The sequence below is a fragment of the Aerococcus sp. NPDC058936 genome, from assembly GCF_042741995.1.
GTDB lineage: Bacteria > Bacillota > Bacilli > Lactobacillales > Aerococcaceae > Aerococcus.
Genome location: NZ_JBHYKZ010000001.1, coordinates 179,762 through 205,917, shown reverse-complemented (window position 1 = coordinate 205,917; position 26,156 = coordinate 179,762). Strand labels below are relative to the sequence as shown.

The following is a 26,156-nucleotide window of genomic DNA, read 5'->3' as shown; positions in this document are numbered from 1 at the left end:
AAATGATTATGAAATTAGGAATTTTGGGTGCTGGTAAGATTGTCGTGGATTTCCTGTCAATGGTCCACGATATCCCAGCTATAGAATTGGTTGCCCTTTTATCATCTGAAAGATCTTTGGCTAAAAACCAAGCGATGGCGGACGACCACGGAATCAACCACGTTTTCACGGACCTGGACGCCCTATTAGCTAGCGATATCGATACCATCTACGTAGCCTTGCCTAACCATTTGCATTATGAATTTGCAAAAAAAGCACTATTAGCCAATAAAAACGTAATTTGTGAGAAGCCATTCACCTTAAACTTGGCAGAACTGGAAGAACTGGAAGCCATCGCTCTGGAAAAAGATTTGGTATTAGTAGAAGCGATTACCAACCAACACTTCCAAAACTTCAAAGCACTAAAAGCAGATTTAACTAAACTAGGGACTATTAAAATCGTTGAAGCCAACTACTCACAATATTCAAGCCGGTATGATGCTTTTATGGACGGTGAGATTTTACCAGCCTTTGATCCAAAAAAAGCTGGTGGTGCCTTGATGGACATCAACATTTATAACGTCCATCTCTTAGTCGGCCTATTCGGTGCGCCGAAATCAGCCACCTATTTTGCTAATATTGACCGTGGGATTGACACATCTGGTATGCTGATGATGGATTTTGAAACTTTTAAAGCGGTCTGCATCGGGTCAAAAGATACAGATGCACCGATTAAATCAACTATTCAAGGACGAAACGGTGCCTTGATAATCGATGGTCCAACCAATTCCCTAGCAAGTTATGACCTAGCCCTACGCGGAAAATCTTCGCAGACAACCGACAAACGGATTCACAACCACCGTATGTATGAAGAATTTGTTGAATTTGAAGATATCATCCGTACTCACGATATGGACCGGGTTAAAGCAAACTTAGCCCACTCTAAAGCGGTGATGGCAGTCATTGACCAAGCCCTTGCTTCAGCAGATCTACAACTAGGTTAATAACCACTAAAGTAAACGACAAAAGCCTATGGCACCCACAATTGGGGCCATAGGCTTTTTCTGTATAAACTATTTGAAAGAATTCAAGACTTGCAACCCTAAAGCCACATCATCGGTAATAATATTGGTTACTTTACCAGTAATTAGTTTTTCCATATCTTCAGCTTGGTTTACAGTATAGGTATTAATCCCGATATTGTTGGCTGCAAGATTGTCAAAATCTTCTGACTCTAAAGTCATGAAGAATGGGTGGTAAAATTCATGCCCGTGACTAGCCGTATAATCACCTGGGTTCAACATGCCACTCATTGTTAGAAGGCCCGTTTTTAAGGCCGGATTTACCTTTTTGGCATCATTCATGGTGTGGTGTTGGAAGGAAGATAAGACTACGCGATCAATTAGGTCATATTGTTGGATCAAGTCATTCACCTTTTCAACTAGACCATCATAACGGAAAATATTGGTTTTTAATTCAATATTGACCATGATGTCCAGGGTTTGGAACCACTTGAAAAATTCTTCGAGTGTTGGGATTTGAATGTCTTCATTTTCTTCAACTTGACCTTGGAACTTGCCGTAGAAATAGAAGGTTTTTAATTCCGCTGAGGTCATGTCCTTGATAAAGCCCGTGCCATTTGACGTCCGGTTAATGGTTTCATCGTGACAAATCACAACCTCACCATCACTCGTTAATTGTACATCAAGCTCAATACCTGTGATGTCAAACTTAGCTGCTTCTTTAAAAGCGAGCATGGTATTTTCAGGGAATAACTTTGAATAGCCTCGGTGGGCAATAATGCCTGTCATAGGTTCACTCCTTATTCTTCGTGGTAACGACGGTTTAAGATTGAATTACCTGTTGTTTTATCAAATAAGTATGCTTTATTTATATCAATTTGTAAATACACATCAGCATGTGTTGGCACTCTTCTCGCTGGACTTAAGCGCGCTGTCATTTCACGTTCTGAAGAATGGAAATCAAAGTAGACGAAGGTATCTGCACCCACTTGTTCAACATTTTTAGTTTGCGCTAAAATAGTTTGGTTATCAATACGGTCATTCATATATTCAAAGTGCTCTGGGCGTAACCCAATTTGAATTTCTTGACCAGTTGCTTCTACTAAAATGTTATCCTGCATCTCTTGAGCTAATGGGAAGATTTCCTCGCTTGATTCAATTGCCATACCATTGTCAGTTTTCACTAAACGACCGTTTATTAAGTTCATTTGAGGACTGCCAATGAATTCTGCAACAAAACGGTTCACTGGATTATTGTATAAGTTTTCTGGTGTATCAAATTGTTCAACACAACCAGCATTTAACACTGCAATACGCGTCCCCATTGTCATTGCTTCGGTTTGGTCATGTGTGACATAAATGAAGGTAGTTTGTAATTGACGATGCAATTCAACGATTTCAGAACGCATCGATACACGTAATTTCGCATCCAAGTTTGATAATGGTTCATCTAATAAGAAGACTTTTGGATTACGTACCATCGCACGACCTAAAGCCACGCGCTGACGTTGTCCACCAGATAAGGCACCTGGCTTCTTGTCTAAGTATTCTGTTAGTTGTAGTGGTTTCGCTACTTCTTCAACTTTTGCATAACGTTCTTTTTTTGAAATACCTTCCATTTTCATAGCGAAGGCAATATTGTCACGAACATTCATATGTGGGTATAAGGCGTATGATTGGAAAACCATTGCGATGTCACGGTCTTTTGCAGGTGTGTTGTTGACAACCTCATCACCAATACTTAATGCCCCTTCAGAAATAGTTTCTAATCCTGCGATCATACGTAAGGTTGTCGATTTGCCGCAACCAGATGGTCCTACAAATACGATAAATTCTTTATCTTCGATGTCTAAATCAATATTATGGATTGCTTTAAATCCATCTTCATAAATTTTGCCAACTTTATTTAATTGAACTTTTGCCATTTTATCCTCCTATTAACCTTTCACTGCCCCTGCAGTTAAACCTTTAACCATGTTCTTAGATCCGATAACAAAGATGGCTAGACTAGGTATCATTGAAATAATAACACCTGCTACCATTAAAACTAATGATTGCGAGTCGACACTATTCAACATTGAAATCCCGATTTGAACAGTTCGCGCATTATCATTATTAGTTACTAGTAACGGCCACATGTACATGTTCCAACCTGCAAGGAATGACTGAACGGCCATTGAACCAAGCGTTGGTCTCAGTAATGGAAACATAATTTCAAATACAAATCGTAAATCTTTGCAACCGTCCATTTTAGCTGCTTCATAAATTTCATAAGGGAAGTTTTGTAGCGCTTGTGTACATAAAAAGATGTTAAATGCTGAAGCCATAAATGGCAGGATCAACACAATAATTGAATCATTTAAGCCCCACCCAGATACCATCAAGAATTGAGAGATAATCACCGCTTCACCTGGTACCATCATGGTAGAAAGGATTAAGGCATACACTAATTTACTGCCCTTAAAGTTTACAAATCTGAAAGCAAAACCGGCTAATAAAGATGTCAGAATCTGTAATAAAGTAACAGATGTTGCTACAATAATTGAGTTAATAATATACCGACCTAAAGGGGCAATATCAAAAACTTGAATGAAGTTTGTTAACGTTGGGTTTTGCGGGAATAGCATTGAATTTGGGTCATATAATTCAGCTGATGGTTTCAAGGCCATTAAGACGGCATAAATTAAAGGAAACATCATAAAAAGCCACATGATAACGTTAAGGACAATTACCCCTACTCGTTGAACGCTTTGCTGCATCAAATAATTTTGATCTTGTTTATTACGGTTAGTAACTGTTGTTGAAATTGCATGCGTGCTGGCCATTATTTATTACTCCTTCCTCGAATGATGAACATGATAATGGTTAATATCATAATGATGACGAATAAAACAACTGATTCTGCTGAAGCAAAGCCATACCGATAATTCATAAAGGCATTCTTGTAAATATCGTAAACGATTACGTTGGTTGCTTCACCTGGACCACCTTTAGTCAAGATATTGATTTGACCGAAACCTTGAAAGGCGTTAATCACGTTGGTTACAATAACAAAGAAGAAAGTTGGGCCTAATGAAGGAATGGTAATATTGATAAATTTTTGAAAACTGTTGGCCCCATCGATTGAGGCACTTTCATATAAAGCATCTTCAATACTCGCTAATCCAGAAGAAAAATATAAAAAGTTCATCCCAGAATTTAACCAGCCAGTTAAAATCCCTACAACTAGCAAAGACCATGTTGGATGCGTTAAAAGGTTCTGATTAGTGCCAATTAACTTGTTTACAATCCCAACTGTCGGGTTTAACATGACTTGAAAAATCATAGCCATGCCTGCAGATGCAATAGCCATCGGCATCGCATAAGAGGTAGAGAAAAATCTAATCCCAGGAAATGACTGTTGACATAGCATAGCCGCTATTAATCCAACAGTCACACCAAAAAGTACAACAATCAAAACAAACTGGAATGATACCATCATTGAGTGCCAGAATGATTTACTGGCAAATAATTCAGCATAGTTTCTCAATCCAAGAAACTGGGACATTTGGCCGAAAGAATCTGTTAGATATAGCGAACGGAAAATCGTTTGGATAAAAGGCCAAAACATAAACACTGTTAAAACTAACAAAGCTGGTAACAGGTACATATAAGGTTGGATTCGTTCACCCAAGGTCTTCTTCGCTTTAATGATTACAATTTCATCTGTACGTTCCATAATTGTGCTCCTTTCAAAATTTAAAACAGCCGGAAAAAGATTCCGGCTGTACAAGGTCTAAATCTTATTGATTAGTCGCATTGTAGTTCTCAAGTGCTGCGTTTGTTTGATCAGCCATATTTTGAACTGCCTCTTCAGCAGTGATTTCATCATTTAATAGACGCTCTAATTCTGCTTCGAAGTACATACGTGCTTCTTGGTTTACACCAGATAAAGCACCTTGATCTTCAGGTGTTGCATCATGTAATTGTTCAATCGCTGTTTTGAATTGAGGGAATTCTGCTAAGTTATCTTTGAATACTTGTTCATCATGGGCATTCTTGTTAACTGGGAAGTACCCTGTGTCTGCATTCCATTGCGCTTGAACTTCTGGTGTTACTAGGTATTCCATGAAGTCCCAAGTAGCGTCTTTCTTTGCGTCATCTTCAGATTCGATCATCCATAGTGACGCACCACCAATTGAAACCCCACCTTCATCTTCCGCAGATAGTGCTGGGAAGTATGCCGTCCCCACTTCGAATCGGCCGTCAACTTCTGTTAAGATTTGACGTAAAGTTGCTGTTGAAGCTAAAGTGATTGCTGATTGACCTGAAACAAATTCAGCTTGTCCACCTGTGCGTCCTACGTTAGGTGCAACACCTTCGTCTTGTGCTTTTTTCCAAGTTTCTAAGGCACGTAACATGCTACCATTTTGGTCAAACACAACTTCTGTTGGTGCAGCTTCACGTCCGTTACCATTGTTGTACATATCTTCTTGAGTTTTGTTAATGAATTGCTCGATGTACCAACCATAGATAGTTAATGACATTGGCATTTCAACGCCTGCTTCAGTCAATTGTGGTGAAATTTCAATAATTTCTTCAAATGTAGTTGGTACTTCTTCGATACCAGCTTGCTCAAATAGGTCTGCATTGTAGTACATTAATGGTGTAGATGAGTTGAATGGCATAGAATATAAAGTATCATCTTTCGTATAGTAAGCTAATAAGTTTTCTTCTAGGTCACCTAATTCAAATCCAGATTCGTCAACGTAATCTTGAACAGGAACTGTTAAACCTGAGTCGATCATGAATGTCATCCCTTGTTCAAATACTTGAACTAAGTCGGCCCCAACATCAGAACCAGAAGCAGATGAACGTAATTTTGTTAATGTTTCATCATAAGTTCCTTGGTATTGCGCATTTACGAAAACTTCGTCTTGTGACTCATTGTATTGGTCAACGATTTTTTGTAGTGCTTCACCAGTAGATCCACCCATACCATGCCAGAATACTAATTCAGTTTCGCCTTCTGCAGCACCAGTAGATGAGTTAGATGATTCAGAACTTGCACTACCATTTCCACATGCAGCTAATAATGCAGCTGATAATAACCCCACACCAAAGCGCATAACTTTCTTGTTAAATTTCATTGTCCTTATTTCCTCCCGAAAAATTGATCTTAAATTTTTAACTCTGCTATTTATCTTAAACTACCAATATTAACTTCCAATCAAGTTTCAGTATTGGTTTTGAAAATAATCAGTAAAGTCTTTAATTCGAATTATTTACACTTAATTGACTTTATCTGAGATAAAAAAACGAATAAATTCCTGTCACATCAAGCCCGTAGCTGGATTCAAAGTTTGCTGATCCCTAAAATTAGATGTGTTTTTTGTAAATATTAAGTGAATTATTTACAATTTCCCGGTATTAACGTCCCATATTCGTTTATTATGGATACTTCGATTAGAATATTCATAGCTATTCTCAGTTAATCCCTATTTTCCATTTCGTTCTATATATATATGATTTAAGTTTTCTATACTTTTAGGTTATGATATAGGGAATTCATTTTGTAAGGAGGATGGTCATTTATGACACAATTACATCAATGTAGTGTGGCCGATGTGGATGAGCTAAGAGCTGTCTCTATCGAAACCTATACGGATACTTTTGGAGAATTTAACTCAGATGAAAATATGCGGATTTACTTGGAGGATGCCTATAACAGGGAGAAACTCACGGCTGAACTAGCTGAAACTAACAGCCAGTTCTTCTTTTTGAAGGAGAATACTGAAACTGTCGGCTACCTGAAACTGAATGTTGGCGATGCCCAGACTGAATACATAGGTGACAACTTACTTGAGGTTGAACGGATTTATGTGCGGACAGCCTTTCTACGTCATGGTTACGGAACTAAACTCATTCAAACTGCAGAAGAAATCGCCCGAGACCTTGGTGTAACCGGTATGTGGCTTGGCGTTTGGGAACATAACCAACGTGCCCTAAATTTCTATGGCAAAATGGGCTTCCGTCACATAAGCCAACATTCTTTCTTCATGGCTGACGATGAACAAATTGACTTAATCTACTATAAAGACCTATAGAAAAAATGACCTAGAAGAAATAAAAGATCCCTGGACATGGACCCAGGGATCTTTGCTTACTATTCTGTTTACGCTACCTCTTGCAATCTAAATTTCTGCCAAGGTTTGATTTCATCAAGGATATAGAAGTTTTATCTTCTTCTGCTGACAACAGACAAGAAAATATTCGTTGAAATCCGTTTGCAACCGCTAATTCTAAATACCTTCTTAGCTCTCCAAAACTGGCTTTTTCTAGATAAATAGATAGCCCTAATTGTCGCCATTCACATTAGCCGTTAACAATTGGGTCTGCGTATTATGCCGCCACCTTAAATGACGCGTTCGCCTCTTCTAGTAAGGATTGTGCCTTTTCAAAGTCCCCTTCATCTGACGCTTCAATCGCCTCATAGACTAGTGCTTTCGCAGACCCGCCATATGAAATAATTAAAAAAATAATACCCTCCTTCAACTTACTTCCTGTGAGATATAATTTCATGAGATCGTTTACTGAATTGTACATAATCTATCACTTGAAAATTATAAATAACTAACAAATAATAAACAGCTCCTTCTAAAACAATGGGATGCAAAATAGCAATAATAGAAAGCAGAAAGTGGTCACAGAACGACTTTCTGCTTTTAAATTTCATTTATTTTCACAAAATTTTATTTTAAAAATCTGTCCTTCAGGTATTTCAACCCTGTCACTAGGAATACAATGCCTCCTGCAAACAAGAAAAGAAAACCTATTGGTAATAAGAAAAAGTTTTCATGTAAAATGCCCGCTTGCTCGATATACCCTACTGAGTTCATTTTAATGAAGAAACAGCCTAGACCTATTAATAGTAGAACAGTCCCAATAATGGTCGAGCTCAAATTCAACTTAGCCTTTCTGGTTTCACTACCATCTTTAATTAATTTTTCTGTGATTTCATTTTGCATACTACTTTCCCTAAGATTAATTCATCAAGAGAAAGGTGAAAAATCTCAGCAATTTTGCTAATCATTTCTAAATCTGGTAGATTACGATCATTTTCCCAATTGGAAACCGCCTGCCTTGTCACATTTAATTGACCGGCAAACTGGTCCTGGGTCAAACCAAGATTGTGTCGAATCTCTTTGATTTTTTCATTGAATTTCATCTCTTCAGTCCTCTCATCGATGTAACCTTAGCTTAGGTTATATATTAGCACCTTCCAAGCAAGCCCTGCTTGCATGCTATTATATCAAGGGACAGTGGCCCTTGCATTGGAAGATTTAGGTCAAAGATGATACACCCTTTTTGACTTAAATTTTCTAGATCTATGATTAATCACAATCATAAAAACTCCAAAAATTATTGTTGTCTTGACCTAGGTCAAGGTAGTTTCCTTCTCTAGCGATTATACTTACAATATCAAAAGATAAGGAGTGTTCAATATGTCTGATTATCAAGAAATTTACGAAACACAAGCTACTAATACTGGTGGTCGTGATGGGGTCTCTTATTTAGATGATGGATCTTACGAGGTGAAAATTACAACACCTAAGGAAATGGGTGGTTCTGGTACAGGCCAAAATCCTGAGCAATTGTTTGCTTTAGGTTATAGTGCTTGTTTCCATGGTGCTTTAGAAATCGTTAAAGCCCAACACAAGGTTCGCGAAGATTCTCAAGTCACCAATATTGTCCGTTTGTATAAGAAACCTGATGCTATTGACTTCCAATTAGCCGTTGAAATTACTGTGGCTATCCGCGATCTTGACACCCTAGAAGTACAAAAGTTAGCGAATGAAGCTCACAAGGTATGCCCGTATTCTAAGGCTGTCAGCGATGCTATTGAAGTGACTGTTCGCGCAGTCAACTATGACGCCAGCAAAGAAAAGTAGGCCCTTTTCCCGTTCACTAAAATCTTAAACACGAGACGTTCACTAGGATTGCAAGGATAGTAGGCGTTTTGCTGTGATATAATATACCTGAAAGGATTGGTGCGTATGACAGAGGCAATAGATTTCACAAAATATCATCACTGCATCAGTACCATGCCCTTATTTCAGGGGTTGATTGTGGCGGATATTCAGTCGATTCAAGCTTATATCACGGAGAAAAAAGTTGCTGCTGGAAAGCTGATTTATTCGGCTGGTGAAAAATTAGGGTCCTTATATTTAATTCAAGAAGGTCAACTGAAGGTCTATCGGCTATCTGCTTCTGGAAAAGAACAACTCATCCGAATACTGCAGCAAGGTGACTTTGTGGGTGAGATGTCCTTATTCGATGAGCGCCATTATGACTACTATATCGAAGCCACCGAAGTCAGTAAATTATGCGCCATCCAACGTGATGATTTCGAGCAAGTCTTGCTATCGCACCCGAAAATCGCTATCGAATTATTAGGGGAAATGGCCCGCCGACTGGATGATGCCGAACAACAAACCACGGGAATCACGACAACCTCTACCAAAGCGAGATTAATTCAATATTTATTGGATATGAGCGACAAGCAGCAGAATCTACACGTGAAATTAGCTACCACAAAAAAAGCGACAGCCTCCTATCTAGGCATGTCCCCAGAAACCTTCAGCCGTTGCTTATCAAAATTAACCAAAGACATGCTTGTTTCTCAACCGATACCAAATATTATCGAAATATTGGATAAAAGAGGATTAGAAACTGCTTTAAATTTAGAACGTAAAGAACAGCTTTAAAGAAAAAGGTATTTCATTCATACCTACTTTCAACTGCCATTCTCTATAATAAGAACAGTGAAATTTTGCATATTAACAATAGGGAATTGACCCATTTGGGGGCCCAATTTCTCAAAACACCTCTTACTCTTAATAGATAAGTGGTGTTTTTATTTACAAGGTATTCTTGCTAGCAAACATATTAAATCATTACTTATCCACTCTCTCACTTTAATGTCCAATCCATTTTAGACAGTCTTCCAAATGAATTTGAAAACGAATATCAAATACATTATTAAGCCATACCCTCTAGCCCTGTAGAAGATCAAATTTCCTACATAAGAAAATTCGCCAAAATCTATGGACTTTTATTTACAAAAGTCAATAATTTGATAATATTTTAAAAAAAAATAACCTAAATTTTGAATATTAATGGAGATTACAATGAAAAGTAAAAATGCTTTACATCAAAAACTTTCCTTCGCTGGTTTATCAATCGCAATGGAGGTTGTTTATGGTGATATTGCTACTAGCCCACTCTATGTTATGAGGGCTATTGTGGCTAGAAATGGTGGCTTGGCGAATATCAGTACTGATTTTATTATCGGGTCTGTTTCCTTGGTTTTTTGGACAATTACCCTCTTAACCTCGATTAAGTATGTCGTGATTGCCCTAAAAGCTGATAACCGCGGTGAAGGTCGTATTTTCGCCTTATATACCCTAGTCCGGAAAAAGGCGTCCTATTTGATCACACCCGCAATGATTGGTGGCGCTACGCTGCTAGCTGACGGTGTTTTGACCCCTGCAGTTACAGTAACAACAGCCGTTGAAGGTTTGCGCGGAGTACCAGAATTCTAAAGTCGTTTTGGCGAGAACCAAAATATTGTGATTGGGATTACCTTGGCCATTATCTTCGTACTGTTCGCAATTCAACGATTTGGTACATACTTTGTGGGCCGTGCATTTGGACCAATTATGTTTGCTTGGTTTACCTTTTTTAGGAATCGCTGGATTATTAAATTTTGTAGGCGCTTGGACTGTTATTCGTGCTTTAAACCCCTACTATGCTTTGAAAGTCCTATTTAGCCCAGAAAATAAGGCCGGTATTTTCATTCTAGGTAGTGTCTTCTTAGCCACTACGGGGGCAAAAGCCTTGTATTCTGATTTAGGTCATGCTGGTTTAGCCAACATCCGTGCAAGTTGGCCCTATATCAAAATCTGTTTAACATTGAATTACTTGGGACAAGCTGCTTGGTTGTTGAAGGTAGGAAATAATCCCAACTACCAAGAAGTTGAGGATTTAAACCCATTTTTCGTAATGCTTCCAGAAAGCTGGCTAGTATTTGGGGTCCTATTCGCAACAGTTGCCGCAGTCATTGCCTCCCAAGCGCTGATTTCTGGGTCTTTCTCAATGGTATCAGAAGCAATCAAACTAAGGTTATTGCCGAGACTAAAAATCTTATATCCTGGTTCTTCAGTCGGACAAATGTACATTCCAACAATCAACGTTCTGCTATGGCTTGTTACATCATGCGTAGTAATCGCCTTTAGAACGTCGGCGCGTATGGAAGCGGCCTACGGATTATCCATTACTAATACCATGTTGATGACTACAATCTTACTACATGCTTACCTAGTACAGATTGGCCAACCCAAAATTGTCGCCCACACCCTAACGCTATTCTTTGCCATGATTGAAGGTATTTTCTTTATTTCTAGTATCACCAAGTTCTTCCATGGTGGTTATGTAGCGGTCATTATTGCCACGGTGATCCTATTCATTATGGTGATCTGGCAATGGGGCAACCAAATTGAAGCGAAGACGGAAGATTCGATTGACCTTAACGATTATCTCGATCAAATCTGTGAATCGCGCAGTGATACTTTCTTAAGTTTAGACCAGACTAATGTTGTCTTTCTCGTATCACATATGAACAATTCCATTATTGGGTAGCAATACATTTATTCTATCCTTGATAAACGTCCGAAAAAGGCCAAAGTCTACTGGTTCGTGAATGTTGTAGTAACAGACGAACCCTATACTAAAGCTTATGAAGTGGATATGATGGGGACTGATTATATTGTGAAGGTCAAACTCCATCTTGGTTTCAAAGTGACTCAAGAAATTAATGTGTACATCCGTCAAATTATTCATGATCTGATGGAAAGTGGTCGTTTACCTAAACAACCACAGAAATATACCATTACACCTGGTAGAGAAGTTGGCGATTTCTAATTTGTCATCATTAACGAAAAGCTTTCACATACAACAGAGCTTACCCAAATTGAACGTCAAATTATGCAGCTGAAACTCTTTATTAAAGAACACGTCCAAACTACTGCATCCGCATTCGGCTTGGATTACGCAGAAGTATTAAACGAATATGTTCCCCTAGTGATTGGTAAAAAGAGAAAAACTGCCTTAACTGAAATCACCAATAATAGTTTGCAAAAACAGAAAAGATGACAACCATTAAGTCATTTTACATACATAAAATTTAACTACATAAAAGCAACTTCAAATAGGTAAAAAAGCCCAAAGTTCGTTGATACCGTAACTTTGGCGTCATTACTTAAGACGTTCCTTTTTTTGATCAGGAAATTTTTTAAAGCCCAAAATAAGCCCAATACATAAAAACAAGACCTTACAAACACTGTTAAATCAATGCTTGTGAGGTCTTTTATTTTTATTCCCATTCGATTGTTGCAGGTGGCTTGCTCGTAATGTCTAAGACTACGCGGTTGATGTGTGCACATTCATTTACAATACGTTTAGAAATGGTATCTAATACGTCGTAAGGGATGCGTGCCCATTCAGATGTCATACCGTCGATTGAAGTTACGGCACGGATACCAATTGTGTATTCGTAAGTACGCTCGTCACCCATTACCCCTACTGATTTGAAACCAGGTAGGACTGTAAAGTATTGCCAGATGTCGCCTTCTAGACCGTGTTTTCTGATTTCATCACGTAGGATAAAGTCAGATTCACGAACGACTTCTAGTTTTTCAGGGGTTACTTCACCGATAATACGGATAGCTAAACCTGGTCCTGGGAATGGTTGGCGCCAAACGATCTTATCTGGCATACCAAGTTCTGTCCCTACTGCACGTACTTCATCTTTAAATAAGGTATTTAAAGGTTCGATTAATGAGAAGGTCATGTCTTCTGGTAGGCCACCAACGTTATGGTGAGACTTGATGGTTTGCGCTGTATCTGTACCTGACTCAATAACGTCAGTGTATAAAGTACCTTGCGCTAAGTAATCAACGTCTTTAATTTTTTGCGCTTCGTCGTCAAATACGTAAACAAATTCGTTACCGATAATTTTACGTTTACGTTCTGGGTCAGATACGCCTGCTAATTTGCTTAGGAAGCGGTCTTCAGCATCTACTTTGATGATGTTTAAACCAAATTTACCACCTAGTGTTTCCATTACTTCTTCTGCTTCGTTTTTACGTAATAAACCGTGGTCTACGAAGATACAAGTTAATTGGTCACCAATGGCTTTTTGTAACAATACACCAACAACAGAAGAGTCTACCCCACCAGAAAGGCCTAGTAAAACTTTACCTTCACCGACTAATTCGCGGATTTCTTGGACTTTAATATCGATAAATTTCTCCATCGACCATGATCCTTGTGCACCACAAATATCAAATACAAAGTTACGTAACATGTCGTTACCGTGAACTGATGCGCGTACTTCTGGGTGGAATTGGAAACCGTAGAATTGTTTTTCTGTGTTTTCAAAGGCTGCTACTGGACTGTGTTCACCGCGAGCAGTGACTTCAAATCCTGCTGGAATTTGTTCGATACGGTCAGAATGGCTCATTAAAACCAATTCTTCTGCCTCTAACCCTTTAAAAATGGCTGAATCTGTCTTGTCAATGAATAATGGTTGTTGACCATATTCACGTTTATCAGAGCGAGCGACTACACCACCGTTTTTAAATGTCATTAATTGCATACCATAACAAATCCCTAAAACTGGGATACCTAAATCAAATACGGCTTCATCGATTGAAAAAGCACCGTCTGCATACACTGACATTGGACCACCAGATAGGATGATTCCTTTAACATTACCTTTCGCCATGATTTCGTCAGCTGTTAGTTTATGTGATAATAGTTCTGAATAAACGCCTAACTCACGAATACGACGGGTAATCAATTGGTTATATTGACTACCGTAATCAAGTACAATGATTTTTTCAATATCTTGCATTGATTGTTGGACACTCATGTTTTCACTTCCTTTTTCGAATTTCATCTTTATTCTAGCATTTAATATTTGTGATTACTAGGAATTTATCAAGGATAATAAAATATTGTTCGGAATCTACCTGTACAATTTTTAATAATTTGCTAAGTTTATATTTAATTCGTTTTCAAAGGTGTTGGTAGCTGTAAATATTGTATATAATAGAACAGAATAGGAGTGAAAGTATGAAAAAAGCGACTGGTAAAGCCAACGGGAAAATCATTATTATTGGTGAACATGCCGTGGTTCATGGGTATCCATCTGTAGCCCTACCCTTTCATGCGGTAGAAATGACAGTCACCATTGAACAGATTCAAACCAATGCTTATTTGGTAAGTGACTTATATGAAGGGCCACTCCACCAAGCACCATCTGATTTGCAGAACTTGCTAGCTGTTTATGACCAATTGCGGGCGAATTTAATGACCCAAAACCAGAGTCACTGGCTGATTGATATCCACTCATCTATACCCGCTGAGCGTGGTATGGGTTCTTCAGCAGCCATGGCAACAGCTTTGGTCCGCGCTTTCTACAATTACTATGACCTCCCCCTTACAGAAGACCAACTATTAAAATACGTAGACTTATCTGAAAAAATTAGTCACGGCAATCCGTCTGGTTTGGATGCACGTGTGGCCGGCCTTGGCGTCCCTTTGATTTATCAAAAAAATCAACCAATGACTATCGTACATTTCGAAACCCCTTATTGGTTGGTGGTTGCAGATACTGGTATTCACGGCAACACTAAAAATGCGGTATCTGACGTGGCAGCTGGTTTAAATTCAGCTTTTATTACCCGTCGTCAAGCGGTTGAAAGTAATTTACGTCAGCTTGGTGAGGCGGCAAATCAATTTATTGATTTAGTTGAATTAGATCCTGACAAAATGGGCAATGACCAATGGTTTACGGCTATTTGTCGCACATTTAAGGATGCTCACAAGCACTTGCGGGCTTTACAGGTATCCAGCCCTGAACTTGAGGCAGGCGTCACTTTTGCGGAAGCGAATGGGGCCGGCGCAGCCAAGCTAACTGGTGGTGGCCGTGGCGGTTGCTATTTCGCCTTGTGTGACAGCAAAGACAAGGCTGTCCTTTTGGCTAAAGCTTTAAAAACGGAAAATATGGCAGTGGCGAGCTGGGTAGTGCCCTTCAAGTCTTCATCAATCGATGAGAATGTCAGCGAATAGTGGGCGAAATCATTGGAAATCGGTTATAATGAAGGAAAGAAAATTTTTTGAGGGAGAATCGAGATGTCAGTTTTTCAAGGCGCTTACCGGGCGCACACCAATATTGCATTAATTAAATATTGGGGTAAGGCGAATAAGGACCTGTTTATCCCCACTACATCTAGTTTGTCGCTCACTTTAGACGCTTTGTATACAGACACGCGCGTAACTTTTTCAAATGAATTGGATGCGGATGTTTTTTATTTAAACAGTCACTTAGGCAATGAAGCAGATACGGCGAAAATTAGCAAGTTTTTAGATATGTTTAGGGCGGAAGCTGGCGTAGACTTGCGAGCTAAAGTAGAAAGTGTCAATCATGTGCCCACTGCGGCAGGCCTGGCTTCTTCTTCATCGGCATTTTCGGCCTTAGCGGCGGCTACTAGACAGGCTTTGAATTTAGAAAATCAAATTTCTGACCAGGCTCTATCGACATTTGCACGACGAGGATCTGGATCAGCAACCCGGTCCATTTTCGGTGGCTTTGTTGAATGGCAAAAAGGGACCAGCAATGAAAACTCTATGGCAGTTGAAATTGACGACGCCACCTGGGATGTTGGCATGGTCATTATGGCCATTAATACCGCTGAGAAACGGGTTTCTTCTCGTGACGGGATGGCCCATACCTTGCGAACTTCGCCTTTCTACCCTGAATGGGTCCGTCAAAACATGATTGATTTAGAACGGATTAAAGCAGCCATTGCCAAGCACGATTTCCAATTGATGGGTGAAATCGCTGAAGCCAATGCCATGCGGATGCATGCAACAACTATGGCTTCTGATCCGTCATTCACCTATTTTGAACCTGAAACCATTAAAGCCATTCAAGCAGTTCAGGATTTACGCGCGACTGGCGTTTTGGCTTACTATACAATTGACGCTGGGCCAAACGTGAAAGTTTTATGTAAAGCGAGCCAGATGGACGAGGTGGAAGCCTTTTTTGCAGAACGGTTTAAAGATATGAACTTTATCCAAACAACTGCTGGACCGGGGATTAAACCCTTAGATAGATGGGAGTATGATGATGGCGCAATCTTATAATGAGAGCACGATAATCCATACGAATAACGAAACAGACGCCGTCAAGGTGGCCGTGCCGGGGAAATTATTCCTTGCGGGCGAATATGCAGTGGTGAGTTCTGGCCAAGCTGCCTTATTAACGACTGTTGACGCCTTCTTACATCTCACTTTAGAGGTAAATTCTGGGCAAAATGGCTACTTAATCACCAACCAGGCTGACCATCCAATTGCCTGGACCTACGACGTCAATGGACAAGTCGTTTCTAACGACCAAGCAGCTGGCGAATTCCCACTAATTTGGCAAGCCTTGCAAACTGTGACAGCATATGCGGAAGCAGTCGGCATGAAATCCGCAGCGACACCAGATTACTTTGATTTGACAATTCAGTCTGATTTAGACGCGGCTGACGGGACTAAATATGGTTTAGGATCATCTGGTGCCATCTCAGTGGCTGTTGTTTCAGCCTTGTTGAAATTCTATAAATTAGACCAAGACATTACGGAATCACAGTGGGTCTACCGAGTCTTTAAATTAGTTGCCATCGCTCAAGCACAATTGGGTATGGTAGGGTCACTTGGTGATGTTGCAGCTAGCGCCCAAACTGGTGTCATCTACTACCAAAACTTTGACCGGGCATGGTTTGACCAACAAGCCAAGTCAACTGGACAAGAAATTCATGCCTTAATCGAAGAATTTTGGCCGGAATTGATGATTGAACAATTGCCGATTCACCCAGACTGGACTTTGTCCTTAGTTTGGTCGAAAGAAAAAGCGTCTACTGAAGATCTGTTAAAAATGGTGGCTCACCATATTTCTGAACGAGAACTAGAAGAAATCATGGCTAGTTTTAAACAATTGGCCAAACGGCAAGTTTTAATGGCTAAGGCAGCTATCCAAATGAATGAATGGTCTTTATTCAAATCTGCCATCAAAGAAAATTTCGACAGTATTTTAACCTATACCCAAACACTGAATAAGCCTTATTTGACCAAGTCCTTTAAGAAAGCATTGAAGTTAGTCACATCAGAAAAAACCGTCGCCAAAATTTCTGGGGCGGGGGCTGGAGACTGTGCTTACGCGATTTCTAGTCAAGCTGATGAGGCCGAAGCCATCCAAGGCTTATGGCGAGAAAATGACCTAGTCGTTCTCCCCTTCGCTTTCTGGCAAAGAAATGAACAGGAGAGATAGTATGAACCGTAAAGATGCCCACGTGCATAATGCTGAAATGCAATACCAAACAGCGCCAACTGATTTTGAATCTGTCCGCTTTGTCCACCCATCCCTGTCCCACCAAGAATTCAATAATATCGACTTGTCGACCACTTTGTTTAAGCAACAGTTTGACCGCCCTTTCTATATTAATGCCATGACTGGTGGATCTGAATGGACCAAAAAAATCAATGGTATGTTCGCTGAAGTGGCTCGTGAATGTCATTTACCAATGGCTTCAGGATCCGTTTCTGCAGCTTTAAAAGACCCTTCTGTAGCAGATTCTTTTACCATTATTCGTGACGTGAATCCTAATGGTTTCTTGATGGCCAATGTCGGCGCTGATAAGACCTTAGAGGATGCCAAAAGAGCAGTCGATTTATTAGACGCTGATGCCCTACAAATTCATTTGAATACGGCTCAAGAAATTGTCATGCCTGAAGGCGACCGTGATTTCAGAAAACTAGAAGATAATATCGTCGCTATCGTTGAAAACTTAGACCGACCTGTTATGGTCAAGGAAGTTGGCTTTGGTATGTCATACCAAACCATGCACCACCTACAAAGTTTAGGCGTCAATACCATCGATGTCTCAGGTACAGGTGGGACGAATTTCGCCAAAATCGAAAACGCCCGCCGTGAACACCAAGAATTCGCCTACATGGCTGACTGGGGTCAATCAACCGTCATTTCATTATTAGAAGCACAGCCTTTGATGAGCCAGACGGCCATCGTCGCTTCTGGTGGGATTAAAGACCCGATGCAAATGATGAAGGCACTTGCCCTAGGCGCATCTGCCGTCGGTATGTCAGGTCAATTCCTGCATTCAGTCCTTGGTGAAGGCGTAGACGCTACGATTGAAATGGTCAAGTCTTACGACGAACAATTGCGCTTATTGATGATGGTATTGGACTGCCAAAACCTGAACGAACTGCGTGACACAGACTTAATGATCACCGGCAAACCAGCCGAATGGTCAAGACTCCGCCGAATCAATATCGAGTATTTCGCATCAAGAAGCCAGAATTAAGAGAAGGATGTAAAAAATGTCGTTTAGACTCGTAACAGTGGAAGAAAGAAGTGTAGTGATGGCACATCACACAACTTATTTCTGAAGTGGCACGGGTCTGACATTTTGAACTCGACTATGAGGTGCGAGAGCCCCTTTATAAAAATGTGACACAAATATCACTTTAACTTAAATATTTACCTAAAAGTGCCAGCGCAACAGTAGCAAGGCACTTTTTTTGTGTACATTTTTATTAGGACTGCCACCTATTTATACCAGGTAACCCAAAAACAAAGGGACGTTCATCCTATTGACAAATGCCCCACCTTCTTCAAATTCTGCGATAAAGTCTGAAAAACTTGCCCCCATTCGCGGTGACCCAAGAATGGAAATTCGTGTATTTTCAAAGCCTGGTACTAGGTTATTAACTAAACCATCATGGGTCAAGATAGCGTAATTATTTTTCTGAATGATGGACCGGTTTTCAAGTAGTCCATCCCGGTAGCCTGTGTTTTTATTTTTGTAGCCCATTTCATCCGCCTCCAATTGTTTCATTTATGATTGACCACTTAAAGTGTAACCGCTTTAAAATAAAAGCGCCACCTTCACACCCTACAATTTTAAACAAAGGATTGTTGATTTTAAACAAATGACGACAGTAAAAAAGACCATGGCCCTCGAGTCACGGTCTGAGGCTAGCTTGGAATCGCTATACCCTTTTTCAAAAAATTATAAGAAAATGTATAAAATGGCGATGGTGCCAACGCCGGCAATGATGGTTTTGATGATGTCTTTAAACCGGTAGGCGACGAACAAGGACACGAGTGCTGGTATCAGTTTGATGTTCTCCAATAGGTTAAGGTTGAAGTGGCTTTCCCAGAAAAATATGTCGGTGTAAATCATTGCGGTAAAAATAATAACGGGTAGATAAGCCATTGTTTTGTATACCATTGGAGAAACTTTGCTGTTACGCATAACGAGTGCAGGTACGACGCGCAGGGCGGTGCACAGTAAGCCGAGTGTTACTACGAATAATGTCATGAAACCCCTCCTATGCTACACGCTTATTTTCTTGACGCTGTAAGAAATAGAATACGACCGCTAAGGCGATGGCTGTGGCCATAATAATTACATAAGATGATTGGAAAATAGTCATCAAGATGACGGCAATCACACCGGTAAATAACATGGTATTGAGCATCATGCGGTTATTTAGATTCGGGACAAGAATGCCGATAAACATAGCAACCATGACAAAGTTTGAAATGACGTCAGGAATTTGAATGAATGTACCAAACAATGCACCTGATGCAGTAAATAGGATCCAGGAAAGCCATGTTGCAGTGGCGACGAATAAGGCATCGTTAATGGCCCATGGTTTCTGTGGATTGTTATCCTGCAGTTTTAAGATATTGATGGCGTAAGATTCGTCTGCTGTCATGTAGCCTAACCAAGCGACCTTAAAATCAGGCGCTTGTTTTAAATAAGGGCCAAAAGATACACTATACAAGGCTTGGCGGGAACTTAATAATAGTACTGAAATAAATACTTCCATTACACCAGCGTTTTGCGCAATCAGAGCTGCTGCCACAAATTGTGCGGAGCCCCCAAATACTAAACTGGACATCAGCACGACCTGCCACCAGGTTAAGCCGGTATTAGCGAGTAGTAAACCACAAGCCAAACCAACTGGTAGATAAGCCACGATAATGGGGATTGATAGCTTGATTCGTTCGGACTTGGCGTCCACTGTTTCTTCCATTAAACACCCTCCCTTATGTTTGATTAAAGTCACACCTAACTAACGGTTAACTTCTCTATGATAATCCATAAATTTTTTGATGAAATTGTAAGGATCGATTAAGCCGATTTGACGGGCAAAGATATATAAATTTGATTCCCGTAAGAAGGCTCTCTGAATTAAACGGTAATCCGTGGCGATTCGAATAGGTTGGGTATCCGCGATTAATTCGCCCTCAGATAATACCCAAGCATGACGAGTAAATTCTAATACTAGGTCCGTGTTATGAGTGTTGATGATAATCGCAATTTCTTGTTCTTGGTTAATTTGATATAGGTACTGCATGAATTCATTATAATGATGGTAGTCTTGGCCTTCAGAAGGCTCGTCAATAATTAATAGTGACGGCTTGTTGATTAAGGCAGACGACAACATAATTCGTTTTTGTTGGCCGAAGGATAACTGGCCAATTCGTAGTTGAGCAGCATAAATCAAACCCGTTCGTTTTAAGGAATCTCGAATGACTTCTTCTGCTTCTTCCGCGGAGTAATTACAATTAGCGGCAATCCCATTCAGATAGTCTTTCACAGTGAAATCCAGGATGGATTGATCGATATTTTGTTGGATATAGACTGTTTCCTGCTTCATTTGACATAGGTTATCGTCAGTGACTTCTTCACCTAACCAAGTCATCGTGCCCGAATCCGGGCGGATGTTTCCGTCCATCATTTGACCCAGCGTGGACTTACCCGACCCATTTTTCCCGACAATGGCAATCATGTCACCCTTGAAAACTTGAGTGGAAATATTGCGCAAGGTGGGCCGGTTCCGCCATGGATAAGTGTAGGATACATTATCAAGGGTCAGAACGGATTCATCACTACGTTTTTGGACGAAATTTGGTACGGTCATCAGCCAGGATTCAATGGTTCGTTTTAGGTCTGGACCATGTATATAATTGACATTTGATATGTTACGGACCTTTTCTAAAGGATAGCCGGTATAGCGAATCGCCGATACATAGGCTGGCTCGCCAATACCTAAACTGTTCAGAATATTCCGTTTTAATAATTTCTCTGAATCCCCATCAAAAATAACACGACCTTCGGAAAGGACGATGACGCGGTCAACTGGACGGTATAAAACTTCTTCAATCCGGTAATCAACCATGACAATCGTCGCGTCAGTATTATGGTGAATATCATCTACTAAATCGATGAAAATTTGCCCAGCGCGGGGTGCTAAGTTCGCTAAAGGCTCATCAAAAATAAAGACGGATTGCTCATAGTTGACGTTATTGACAAAATTTTGAATGTCTCTTTGCCCTTCTGAAAGACGCTCTATACTAGTATCTGCTTCGGTTGGGTGTTCAAGGATACGGTGCTTTAATTCTTCCGAAAAATTAGGGATATAATCACTTGACCGCTTGCGCTTACCGTTTTCTTCAAGGGTTTGCGCCAAGTGATGGTCGACCGCATCAGCCATAGCTGTTGCGTCCATAGTTTCCATTTCTAGGTCGAAATTGATAATCTCCCCTTCAATAGTTCCTTGAAATTCGTCGCTCGCTAATTTTCCGCGTAAGGCGCGTACTAGGGTGGATTTACCTGAGGCATTAGCCCCGATGATCAACACTTTTTCACCGCGATAGAATGTTAGATTGATATTTTTTAATGCCCGTCTACCTGCACCCTCATAGGTAAACGACATATTTTTAAATTGCATCCAAGGATTTGACATAAATCCATGCCCCTTTCAATAATATTTACATGCGAATGGTTATATGAATTCTATCTAATAGCTGGTGAATCCCTAGTCGGCGAAATCCGCATCTACTGTATCGTATTTAGACCGCTTACCTAAAATACGCACTTCTGGTTCAAGGGCTACCTTATTCAGGTCCCAAATCACTTCTTGAATGTGGTGGATCATATTGATATAGTCAGTTGCTGTTGCACCACCCACATTGATAATGAAACCAGCATGTTTTTTCGAAATTTGTGCGCCACCAATAGTGTAGCCTTGTAATTTAGCTTCTTGGATCAGTTTCCCTGTAAAATGGCCTTCTGGTCGTTTGAAAACAGATCCGCATGATGGATACTCTAACGGTTGCTTGGATTCACGAAGGTAAGTCAACTCATCCATTTTAGCTAAGATTGACTTTAGGTCACCCTTTTTCAATTTAAAACGGGCTTCAACCACAATGTCGCCTGTTTCTTGTAGGTCAGAGTGTCGGTAAGAAAGATTTAGGTCTTCGTTCTTCAAAGTGTACATGCGTCCGGCTTTTGTGACCACGTCCACTTCAACTAGGACTTCAGAAATTTCGCCGCCATAAGCACCTGCGTTCATGTATACCGCGCCACCAGTGGAGCCTGGGATACCACAAGCGAATTCAAAACCAGTCAAGCCTTCAGCACCTGCCGAACGACTCACATCGATGATTTTAGAGCCAGCGCCAGCTTTAATGTGTGTACCGTCAATTTGGATATAATCCATTTCAGTCAGCATCAAGACAACTCCTGACACACCTTCATCTGAAATGATTACGTTTGACGAATTACCAAGAACTAAAATTGGTTCGTGGGCTTTATTGGCAAAACGAATAAGTGCTTGGATTTCTTCTGGGGTCTCTGGGAAAATTAAAACATCCGCTGGTCCACCCGTTTTTGTATAGGTATAGTTATTTAATGGTTCGTTGAATTTTATCGTTGATTGGGGAAATGCTTTGCGCAAATCGTTTAAAAACATGGTAAATTACCCTTCCTGGTAATATATTTAGCAATAATAAAAAAACAGCAAAAATTGCTGATAAACTGCTAGTTAAATCTAATTCATAATAACATATTTTAACGTATTTTTACATTAGGTTAAAGGGTTTGTGTGGCAGATTCGTTAACATTCTCTTAAAAACGTGTTATAGTATTATTTTAATTAGTGACAAATTGTCCCAACCTTTAATACGAAAGGACCTCTCTATGAATAAAATCAGACAAAATGCCTTAATGATGCTCGCTTTAACCTTTATCTACGCAGGTTTGCAGATTGCCCGTCCTGCAGCGGATTTAGCTTGGACAAACATCTCACTATCTATCATTATTCCAATTATTGCCATGATTTTCGCCTTTAATGAAAAAGACAATAAATGGCGTTGGTCCCTTGTAACAATTGAAGTCATGCTATTAATTGTAATGATCGCTATGGCCATTCTAAAGTAATATGAATTTTAAAAGGTCGAGACTGAAATGGTCTCGACCTTTTTGCTATGCGATATACTTATGCTTGGTCTTGGTTTTCGACTGCTAAGCCCATCATGACTAAATCATGGAAGGCATTGTCATGATAAATCCCTTTAGGGGTTACACCAATTTCTTCAAAACCGAATTTTTCATACAAGCCAATGGCCCGCATATTATCTTTAGATACTTCTAAACGTAAGTAACGTAAGATATCATTTTCTGTTGCCCAGTCAATCATATCTTCCATCATGACACGGGATAAACCCAGTCCCCAGAATCGACGTAGAATAGAAATGCCTAGTTCACCCATATGCGCCACTTTAGCATGTTGTTCTGCCCCAATGCTTGCAACACCAATAATATCATCCCCTAATCGTGCAATTAACACACGATTATTCAACACTTCTTGTAAAGATTTTAAATAGCGGGTTTCTTGTTCTTGGTTAATTCCTAAGCCTTCTTCACCGAATGAAAGGAAGTCAGTTTCGTTACCCACTTCCTTGTAGAAGTCTAATAAGGCTTTTGCATCTTTAGGCATAGCGTCTGCTAAAGTAATTTCTAATTGTTCTTTTTTCATATTGTCTCAATCCTTCTATGTGACTACTCGTAAAATTGGCTGTTAGCTTAAGTGAGGTCAGCCACTACCCCATCATACAATGCTTGTCCTCGCGGGCCTTCATAGGTTAAGGTTACCTCACGACTGTTTTCAGAAGTTGCAGTTAAGGTTATCCAGAGATAATCTTTAGGTAAATCCTCGGCTACAAATTGAGGCCATTCGATAATGGTCACCCCATCGCCGTTAAGATAATCTTCCAAACCGACACTATCTGAGCCTGTTTCTTCTAATCGATACGCATCCATGTGGTATAAAGGGATGTCGTTGTCTTCATATTCGCGAATAATCGTGTAAGTCGGGCTTTTAATGGCTTGATCAATACCTAAAGCCTTGGCAAAGTATTTGGTGAAAGTGGTTTTCCCCGCTCCTAAATTGCCTTCCAAGCAAATAATGTCCCCTGCTTGCACTTGGTTGGCTAATTTTTGGGCAAAAGCATCTGTATCAGCCTCACTCGCCCATTCAATTGTATAAGTCATATGACACCTTCTCTCCCTTATAATATCTTCACTTACTTTACTAAAAAATCAAAAAGACTACAAGATTCAAGCATTCTTTATTCATTTTTCAAAGCTGTTTCGGTGGTAATCTCACTTTTCTATTGATTAAATTTGAGACATGTTTTGACTGAAACCCATCCTTTTGGCAAATTCTCCTTGAGACATATCCATGTTAACCATTAATGCCTTACGCCTTTCTACTGGAAATGTCACTTTGCACCATCTTTTTCCAATATCAACCTAAATGGATGTAAAATAGCCATGTCGTATTGGTCTTTTCTATTTCCTTTTAATAGATGACAGCGCCCAAACTATTTTTGATTTCTTTGACACTACCTACCGTTTTTAATTCTCTGATTCTACGCATAAATATCATAACAAACTCATCACCGTGCACGTAGGTTGACTTTGCATGATTCGACCACACCTTTTCAAGCAATGGATTTTTGTATCTTGATTCCACAATACTGCCCCATGCCTAAGTCATCATACCCCCATTATAAGACAACTCCCCCTAGAGATTGGAACATTTTAACCTATTAGGTAAAAACCATTTCCTTCTTCATATGCAAAAAGAGAAACAGCAAAAAAAGCCATTCCTCTTTCAATATTGTTTTATTTACTTTAGTCTTCTAAGATGGCTTGGTTCGCTGTGATGATAGCTAATTTGTAAACATCTTCTTCTACACAACCACGTGAAAGGTCTGAAATAGGTTTCGCCATACCTTGTAAGATTGGGCCGATTGCTTCAAAGTTACCGAAACGTTGTGCAATCTTGTAGCCAATGTTACCTGATTGGATTTCTGGGAATACGAATACTGTTGCTTTACCAGCAACGTTAGAATCTGGTGCTTTTTGTTTTGCTACTGCATCTACAAAAGCTGCATCAAATTGTAATTCACCGTCAATTTCAAATTGTGGTGCTTTTTCTTTCGCAAGACGGGTTGCTTCAGCAACTTTCTCTTGCTCTGGAGATTTTGCTGACCCTTTAGTTGAGAAGCTCAATAAAGCAACTTTTGGATCAATGTCAAACATCGCAGCTGTTTTAGCAGATTCAACGGCAATTTCAGCCAAACCTTCTGCATCTGGGTTGATGTTAATCGCACAGTCAGAGAATAAGTATTTCTCTTGGTCGCGACCACGCAACATGATGAAGGCACCTGATGTAGATTTAACGCCTGGTTTTGTTTTAATAATTTGTAAGGCTGGACGAACTGTGTCACCTGTAGAATGACGGGCGCCTGATACTAAGGCATCACATAGACCTTGGTATACCAACATAGTACCGAAGTAGTTTTCGTCGCGTAAAATTTTACGTGCTTGTTCTTCAGTAGCCTTACCTCTACGGCGTTCGACAAAAGCTTCAACCATTTCGTCGAATGCCTCGTAGTTGTTTGGATCAATAACCTCAATGTTTTCGATATCAAAGCCACGATCATGGGCGATTGTTTTCAATTCTTCTGGTTTTCCTAATAAAACTGGTTCAAGAATTCTTTCAGCTTTCAAACGCACAACAGCTCCTAGAATACGTTCATCGTACCCCTCCGGGAAAACGACACGGACATTTTTATCTTGGATCTTGGCCTTTAAGCTATCAAACATATCCATTTTTAACATT

The 26,156-nt window shown here is 39.9% G+C and carries 27 protein-coding genes and 3 pseudogenes; 13 read left to right on the top strand and 17 right to left on the bottom strand.

Going from position 1 to position 26,156, the window contains the following annotated elements:
- Positions 1 to 8: 8 nt before the first annotated feature.
- Entirely contained in the window at positions 9 to 983 is a 975-nt protein-coding gene (locus ACFW0C_RS00960) for a Gfo/Idh/MocA family protein (protein ID WP_378104558.1), read from the top strand.
- 69 nt (positions 984 to 1,052) lie between these two features.
- On the opposite strand, the gene ACFW0C_RS00955 is transcribed toward ACFW0C_RS00960, so the two are convergent.
- The 5 genes from ACFW0C_RS00955 to ACFW0C_RS00935 form a co-directional block, all read right to left on the bottom strand.
- Positions 1,053 to 1,790: a glycerophosphodiester phosphodiesterase gene (locus ACFW0C_RS00955; protein ID WP_378104556.1), complete on the bottom strand. Its 738-nt coding sequence runs from the start codon at positions 1,788 to 1,790 to the stop codon at positions 1,053 to 1,055.
- An 11-nt stretch (positions 1,791 to 1,801) separates the two neighbouring features.
- On the bottom strand, positions 1,802 to 2,926 hold the full coding sequence (locus tag ACFW0C_RS00950) for an ABC transporter ATP-binding protein (RefSeq protein WP_338191261.1): 1,125 nt from the start codon (positions 2,924 to 2,926) through the stop codon (positions 1,802 to 1,804).
- Between the two features lie 12 nt (positions 2,927 to 2,938).
- Complete coding sequence (locus tag ACFW0C_RS00945; protein WP_378104553.1) at positions 2,939 to 3,826, bottom strand: carbohydrate ABC transporter permease; 888 nt, start codon at positions 3,824 to 3,826, stop codon at positions 2,939 to 2,941.
- Positions 3,826 to 4,719 carry a carbohydrate ABC transporter permease gene (locus ACFW0C_RS00940; protein ID WP_378104550.1) on the bottom strand — a complete coding sequence of 298 codons (894 nt, stop codon included), beginning with the start codon at positions 4,717 to 4,719 and terminating at the stop codon, positions 3,826 to 3,828. Before ACFW0C_RS00940 ends, ACFW0C_RS00945 begins: the two co-directional genes overlap by 1 nt.
- Before the next feature lie 64 nt (positions 4,720 to 4,783).
- A complete protein-coding gene (locus ACFW0C_RS00935; RefSeq protein WP_338191264.1) occupies positions 4,784 to 6,130 on the bottom strand; it encodes an ABC transporter substrate-binding protein in 1,347 nt (448 codons plus the stop codon).
- 444 nt (positions 6,131 to 6,574) lie between these two features.
- On the opposite strand from ACFW0C_RS00935, the gene ACFW0C_RS00930 reads away from it, so the two are divergent.
- Positions 6,575 to 7,087: a GNAT family N-acetyltransferase gene (locus tag ACFW0C_RS00930; RefSeq protein ID WP_378104547.1), complete on the top strand. Its 513-nt coding sequence runs from the start codon at positions 6,575 to 6,577 to the stop codon at positions 7,085 to 7,087.
- A gap of 73 nt (positions 7,088 to 7,160) precedes the next feature.
- Here ACFW0C_RS00930 and ACFW0C_RS00925 read toward each other — a convergent pair whose 3' ends face one another.
- The 3 genes and pseudogenes from ACFW0C_RS00925 to ACFW0C_RS00915 all read right to left on the bottom strand — a co-directional run bounded on the left by ACFW0C_RS00925 (position 7,161) and on the right by ACFW0C_RS00915 (position 8,208).
- A complete protein-coding gene (locus tag ACFW0C_RS00925) occupies positions 7,161 to 7,328 on the bottom strand; it encodes a MupG family TIM beta-alpha barrel fold protein (protein ID WP_378104727.1) in 168 nt (55 codons plus the stop codon).
- Positions 7,329 to 7,382: 54 nt separating this feature from the next.
- Positions 7,383 to 7,562 carry a PTS lactose/cellobiose transporter subunit IIA gene (locus tag ACFW0C_RS00920; RefSeq protein WP_378104545.1) on the bottom strand — a complete coding sequence of 60 codons (180 nt, stop codon included), beginning with the start codon at positions 7,560 to 7,562 and terminating at the stop codon, positions 7,383 to 7,385.
- Positions 7,563 to 7,732: 170 nt separating this feature from the next.
- A pseudogene (locus tag ACFW0C_RS00915) lies at positions 7,733 to 8,208 on the bottom strand (DUF3955 domain-containing protein).
- 277 nt (positions 8,209 to 8,485) lie between these two features.
- On the opposite strand from ACFW0C_RS00915, the gene ACFW0C_RS00910 reads away from it, so the two are divergent.
- From ACFW0C_RS00910 to ACFW0C_RS00885, 6 genes and pseudogenes are all read left to right on the top strand, one after another.
- Positions 8,486 to 8,932 carry an organic hydroperoxide resistance protein gene (locus ACFW0C_RS00910; RefSeq protein ID WP_378104543.1) on the top strand — a complete coding sequence of 149 codons (447 nt, stop codon included), beginning with the start codon at positions 8,486 to 8,488 and terminating at the stop codon, positions 8,930 to 8,932.
- 153 nt (positions 8,933 to 9,085) lie between these two features.
- Positions 9,086 to 9,748, top strand: coding sequence for a Crp/Fnr family transcriptional regulator (locus ACFW0C_RS00905; RefSeq protein ID WP_378104542.1), 663 nt, complete (start codon positions 9,086 to 9,088; stop codon positions 9,746 to 9,748).
- A 411-nt stretch (positions 9,749 to 10,159) separates the two neighbouring features.
- Positions 10,160 to 10,813, top strand: a pseudogene (locus tag ACFW0C_RS00900) (KUP/HAK/KT family potassium transporter).
- Positions 10,707 to 11,681: a KUP/HAK/KT family potassium transporter gene (locus ACFW0C_RS00895; RefSeq protein ID WP_378104540.1), complete on the top strand. Its 975-nt coding sequence runs from the start codon at positions 10,707 to 10,709 to the stop codon at positions 11,679 to 11,681. The pseudogene ACFW0C_RS00900 and the gene ACFW0C_RS00895 overlap by 107 nt, the downstream one beginning before the upstream one ends.
- Positions 11,682 to 11,738: 57 nt before the next feature.
- Positions 11,739 to 11,963, top strand: coding sequence for a hypothetical protein (locus tag ACFW0C_RS00890; protein ID WP_378104538.1), 225 nt, complete (start codon positions 11,739 to 11,741; stop codon positions 11,961 to 11,963).
- A 63-nt stretch (positions 11,964 to 12,026) separates the two neighbouring features.
- A complete protein-coding gene (locus ACFW0C_RS00885) occupies positions 12,027 to 12,194 on the top strand; it encodes a hypothetical protein (RefSeq protein ID WP_378104537.1) in 168 nt (55 codons plus the stop codon).
- 220 nt (positions 12,195 to 12,414) lie between these two features.
- On the opposite strand, the gene guaA is transcribed toward ACFW0C_RS00885, so the two are convergent.
- On the bottom strand, positions 12,415 to 14,001 hold the full coding sequence (guaA, locus tag ACFW0C_RS00880) for a glutamine-hydrolyzing GMP synthase (protein ID WP_378104534.1): 1,587 nt from the start codon (positions 13,999 to 14,001) through the stop codon (positions 12,415 to 12,417).
- Positions 14,002 to 14,177: 176 nt separating this feature from the next.
- Here guaA and mvk point away from each other — a divergent pair, with 176 nt between their 5' ends.
- From mvk to fni, 4 genes are all read left to right on the top strand, one after another.
- Positions 14,178 to 15,176, top strand: coding sequence for a mevalonate kinase (mvk, locus tag ACFW0C_RS00875; protein WP_378104533.1), 999 nt, complete (start codon positions 14,178 to 14,180; stop codon positions 15,174 to 15,176).
- Between the two features lie 63 nt (positions 15,177 to 15,239).
- Positions 15,240 to 16,253, top strand: a complete 1,014-nt coding sequence (gene mvaD / locus ACFW0C_RS00870) for a diphosphomevalonate decarboxylase (protein WP_378104531.1) — start codon at positions 15,240 to 15,242, stop codon at positions 16,251 to 16,253.
- Entirely contained in the window at positions 16,237 to 17,421 is a 1,185-nt protein-coding gene (locus ACFW0C_RS00865; protein WP_378104529.1) for a phosphomevalonate kinase, read from the top strand. Before mvaD ends, ACFW0C_RS00865 begins: the two co-directional genes overlap by 17 nt.
- Before the next feature lies 1 nt (position 17,422).
- Positions 17,423 to 18,472: a type 2 isopentenyl-diphosphate Delta-isomerase gene (fni, locus tag ACFW0C_RS00860; protein ID WP_378104527.1), complete on the top strand. Its 1,050-nt coding sequence runs from the start codon at positions 17,423 to 17,425 to the stop codon at positions 18,470 to 18,472.
- A 300-nt stretch (positions 18,473 to 18,772) separates the two neighbouring features.
- Here fni and ACFW0C_RS00855 read toward each other — a convergent pair.
- The 5 genes and pseudogenes from ACFW0C_RS00855 to murB form a co-directional block, all read right to left on the bottom strand.
- Positions 18,773 to 18,982: pseudogene (locus ACFW0C_RS00855) on the bottom strand ((S)-ureidoglycine aminohydrolase); the annotation flags it as partial.
- 198 nt (positions 18,983 to 19,180) lie between these two features.
- Complete coding sequence (locus ACFW0C_RS00850; protein ID WP_378104525.1) at positions 19,181 to 19,492, bottom strand: AzlD domain-containing protein; 312 nt, start codon at positions 19,490 to 19,492, stop codon at positions 19,181 to 19,183.
- Positions 19,493 to 19,502: 10 nt separating this feature from the next.
- A complete protein-coding gene (locus ACFW0C_RS00845) occupies positions 19,503 to 20,213 on the bottom strand; it encodes an AzlC family ABC transporter permease (RefSeq protein ID WP_378104523.1) in 711 nt (236 codons plus the stop codon).
- A 39-nt stretch (positions 20,214 to 20,252) separates the two neighbouring features.
- The gene (locus ACFW0C_RS00840; RefSeq protein WP_378104520.1) at positions 20,253 to 21,914 is read right to left on the bottom strand and encodes a DUF3744 domain-containing protein; all 1,662 of its coding nucleotides are present in this window, start codon (positions 21,912 to 21,914) and stop codon (positions 20,253 to 20,255) included.
- Between the two features lie 87 nt (positions 21,915 to 22,001).
- Positions 22,002 to 22,937, bottom strand: coding sequence for a UDP-N-acetylmuramate dehydrogenase (gene murB, locus ACFW0C_RS00835; protein WP_378104517.1), 936 nt, complete (start codon positions 22,935 to 22,937; stop codon positions 22,002 to 22,004).
- A gap of 227 nt (positions 22,938 to 23,164) precedes the next feature.
- Between murB and ACFW0C_RS00830 the strand changes: the two genes are divergently transcribed.
- Positions 23,165 to 23,404: a TraX protein gene (locus tag ACFW0C_RS00830; RefSeq protein WP_378104516.1), complete on the top strand. Its 240-nt coding sequence runs from the start codon at positions 23,165 to 23,167 to the stop codon at positions 23,402 to 23,404.
- Positions 23,405 to 23,462: 58 nt separating this feature from the next.
- Here ACFW0C_RS00830 and ACFW0C_RS00825 read toward each other — a convergent pair whose 3' ends face one another.
- The 3 genes from ACFW0C_RS00825 to pta form a co-directional block, all read right to left on the bottom strand.
- Positions 23,463 to 24,002 (bottom strand): GNAT family N-acetyltransferase, encoded by a 540-nt coding sequence (locus ACFW0C_RS00825; protein ID WP_378104514.1) that lies wholly within the window; start codon positions 24,000 to 24,002, stop codon positions 23,463 to 23,465.
- Positions 24,003 to 24,049: 47 nt separating this feature from the next.
- Positions 24,050 to 24,517, bottom strand: a complete 468-nt coding sequence (tsaE, locus tag ACFW0C_RS00820; protein WP_378104511.1) for a tRNA (adenosine(37)-N6)-threonylcarbamoyltransferase complex ATPase subunit type 1 TsaE — start codon at positions 24,515 to 24,517, stop codon at positions 24,050 to 24,052.
- A 645-nt stretch (positions 24,518 to 25,162) separates the two neighbouring features.
- Positions 25,163 to 26,146: a phosphate acetyltransferase gene (gene pta / locus ACFW0C_RS00815; RefSeq protein WP_290489932.1), complete on the bottom strand. Its 984-nt coding sequence runs from the start codon at positions 26,144 to 26,146 to the stop codon at positions 25,163 to 25,165.
- Positions 26,147 to 26,156: the final 10 nt, after the last annotated feature.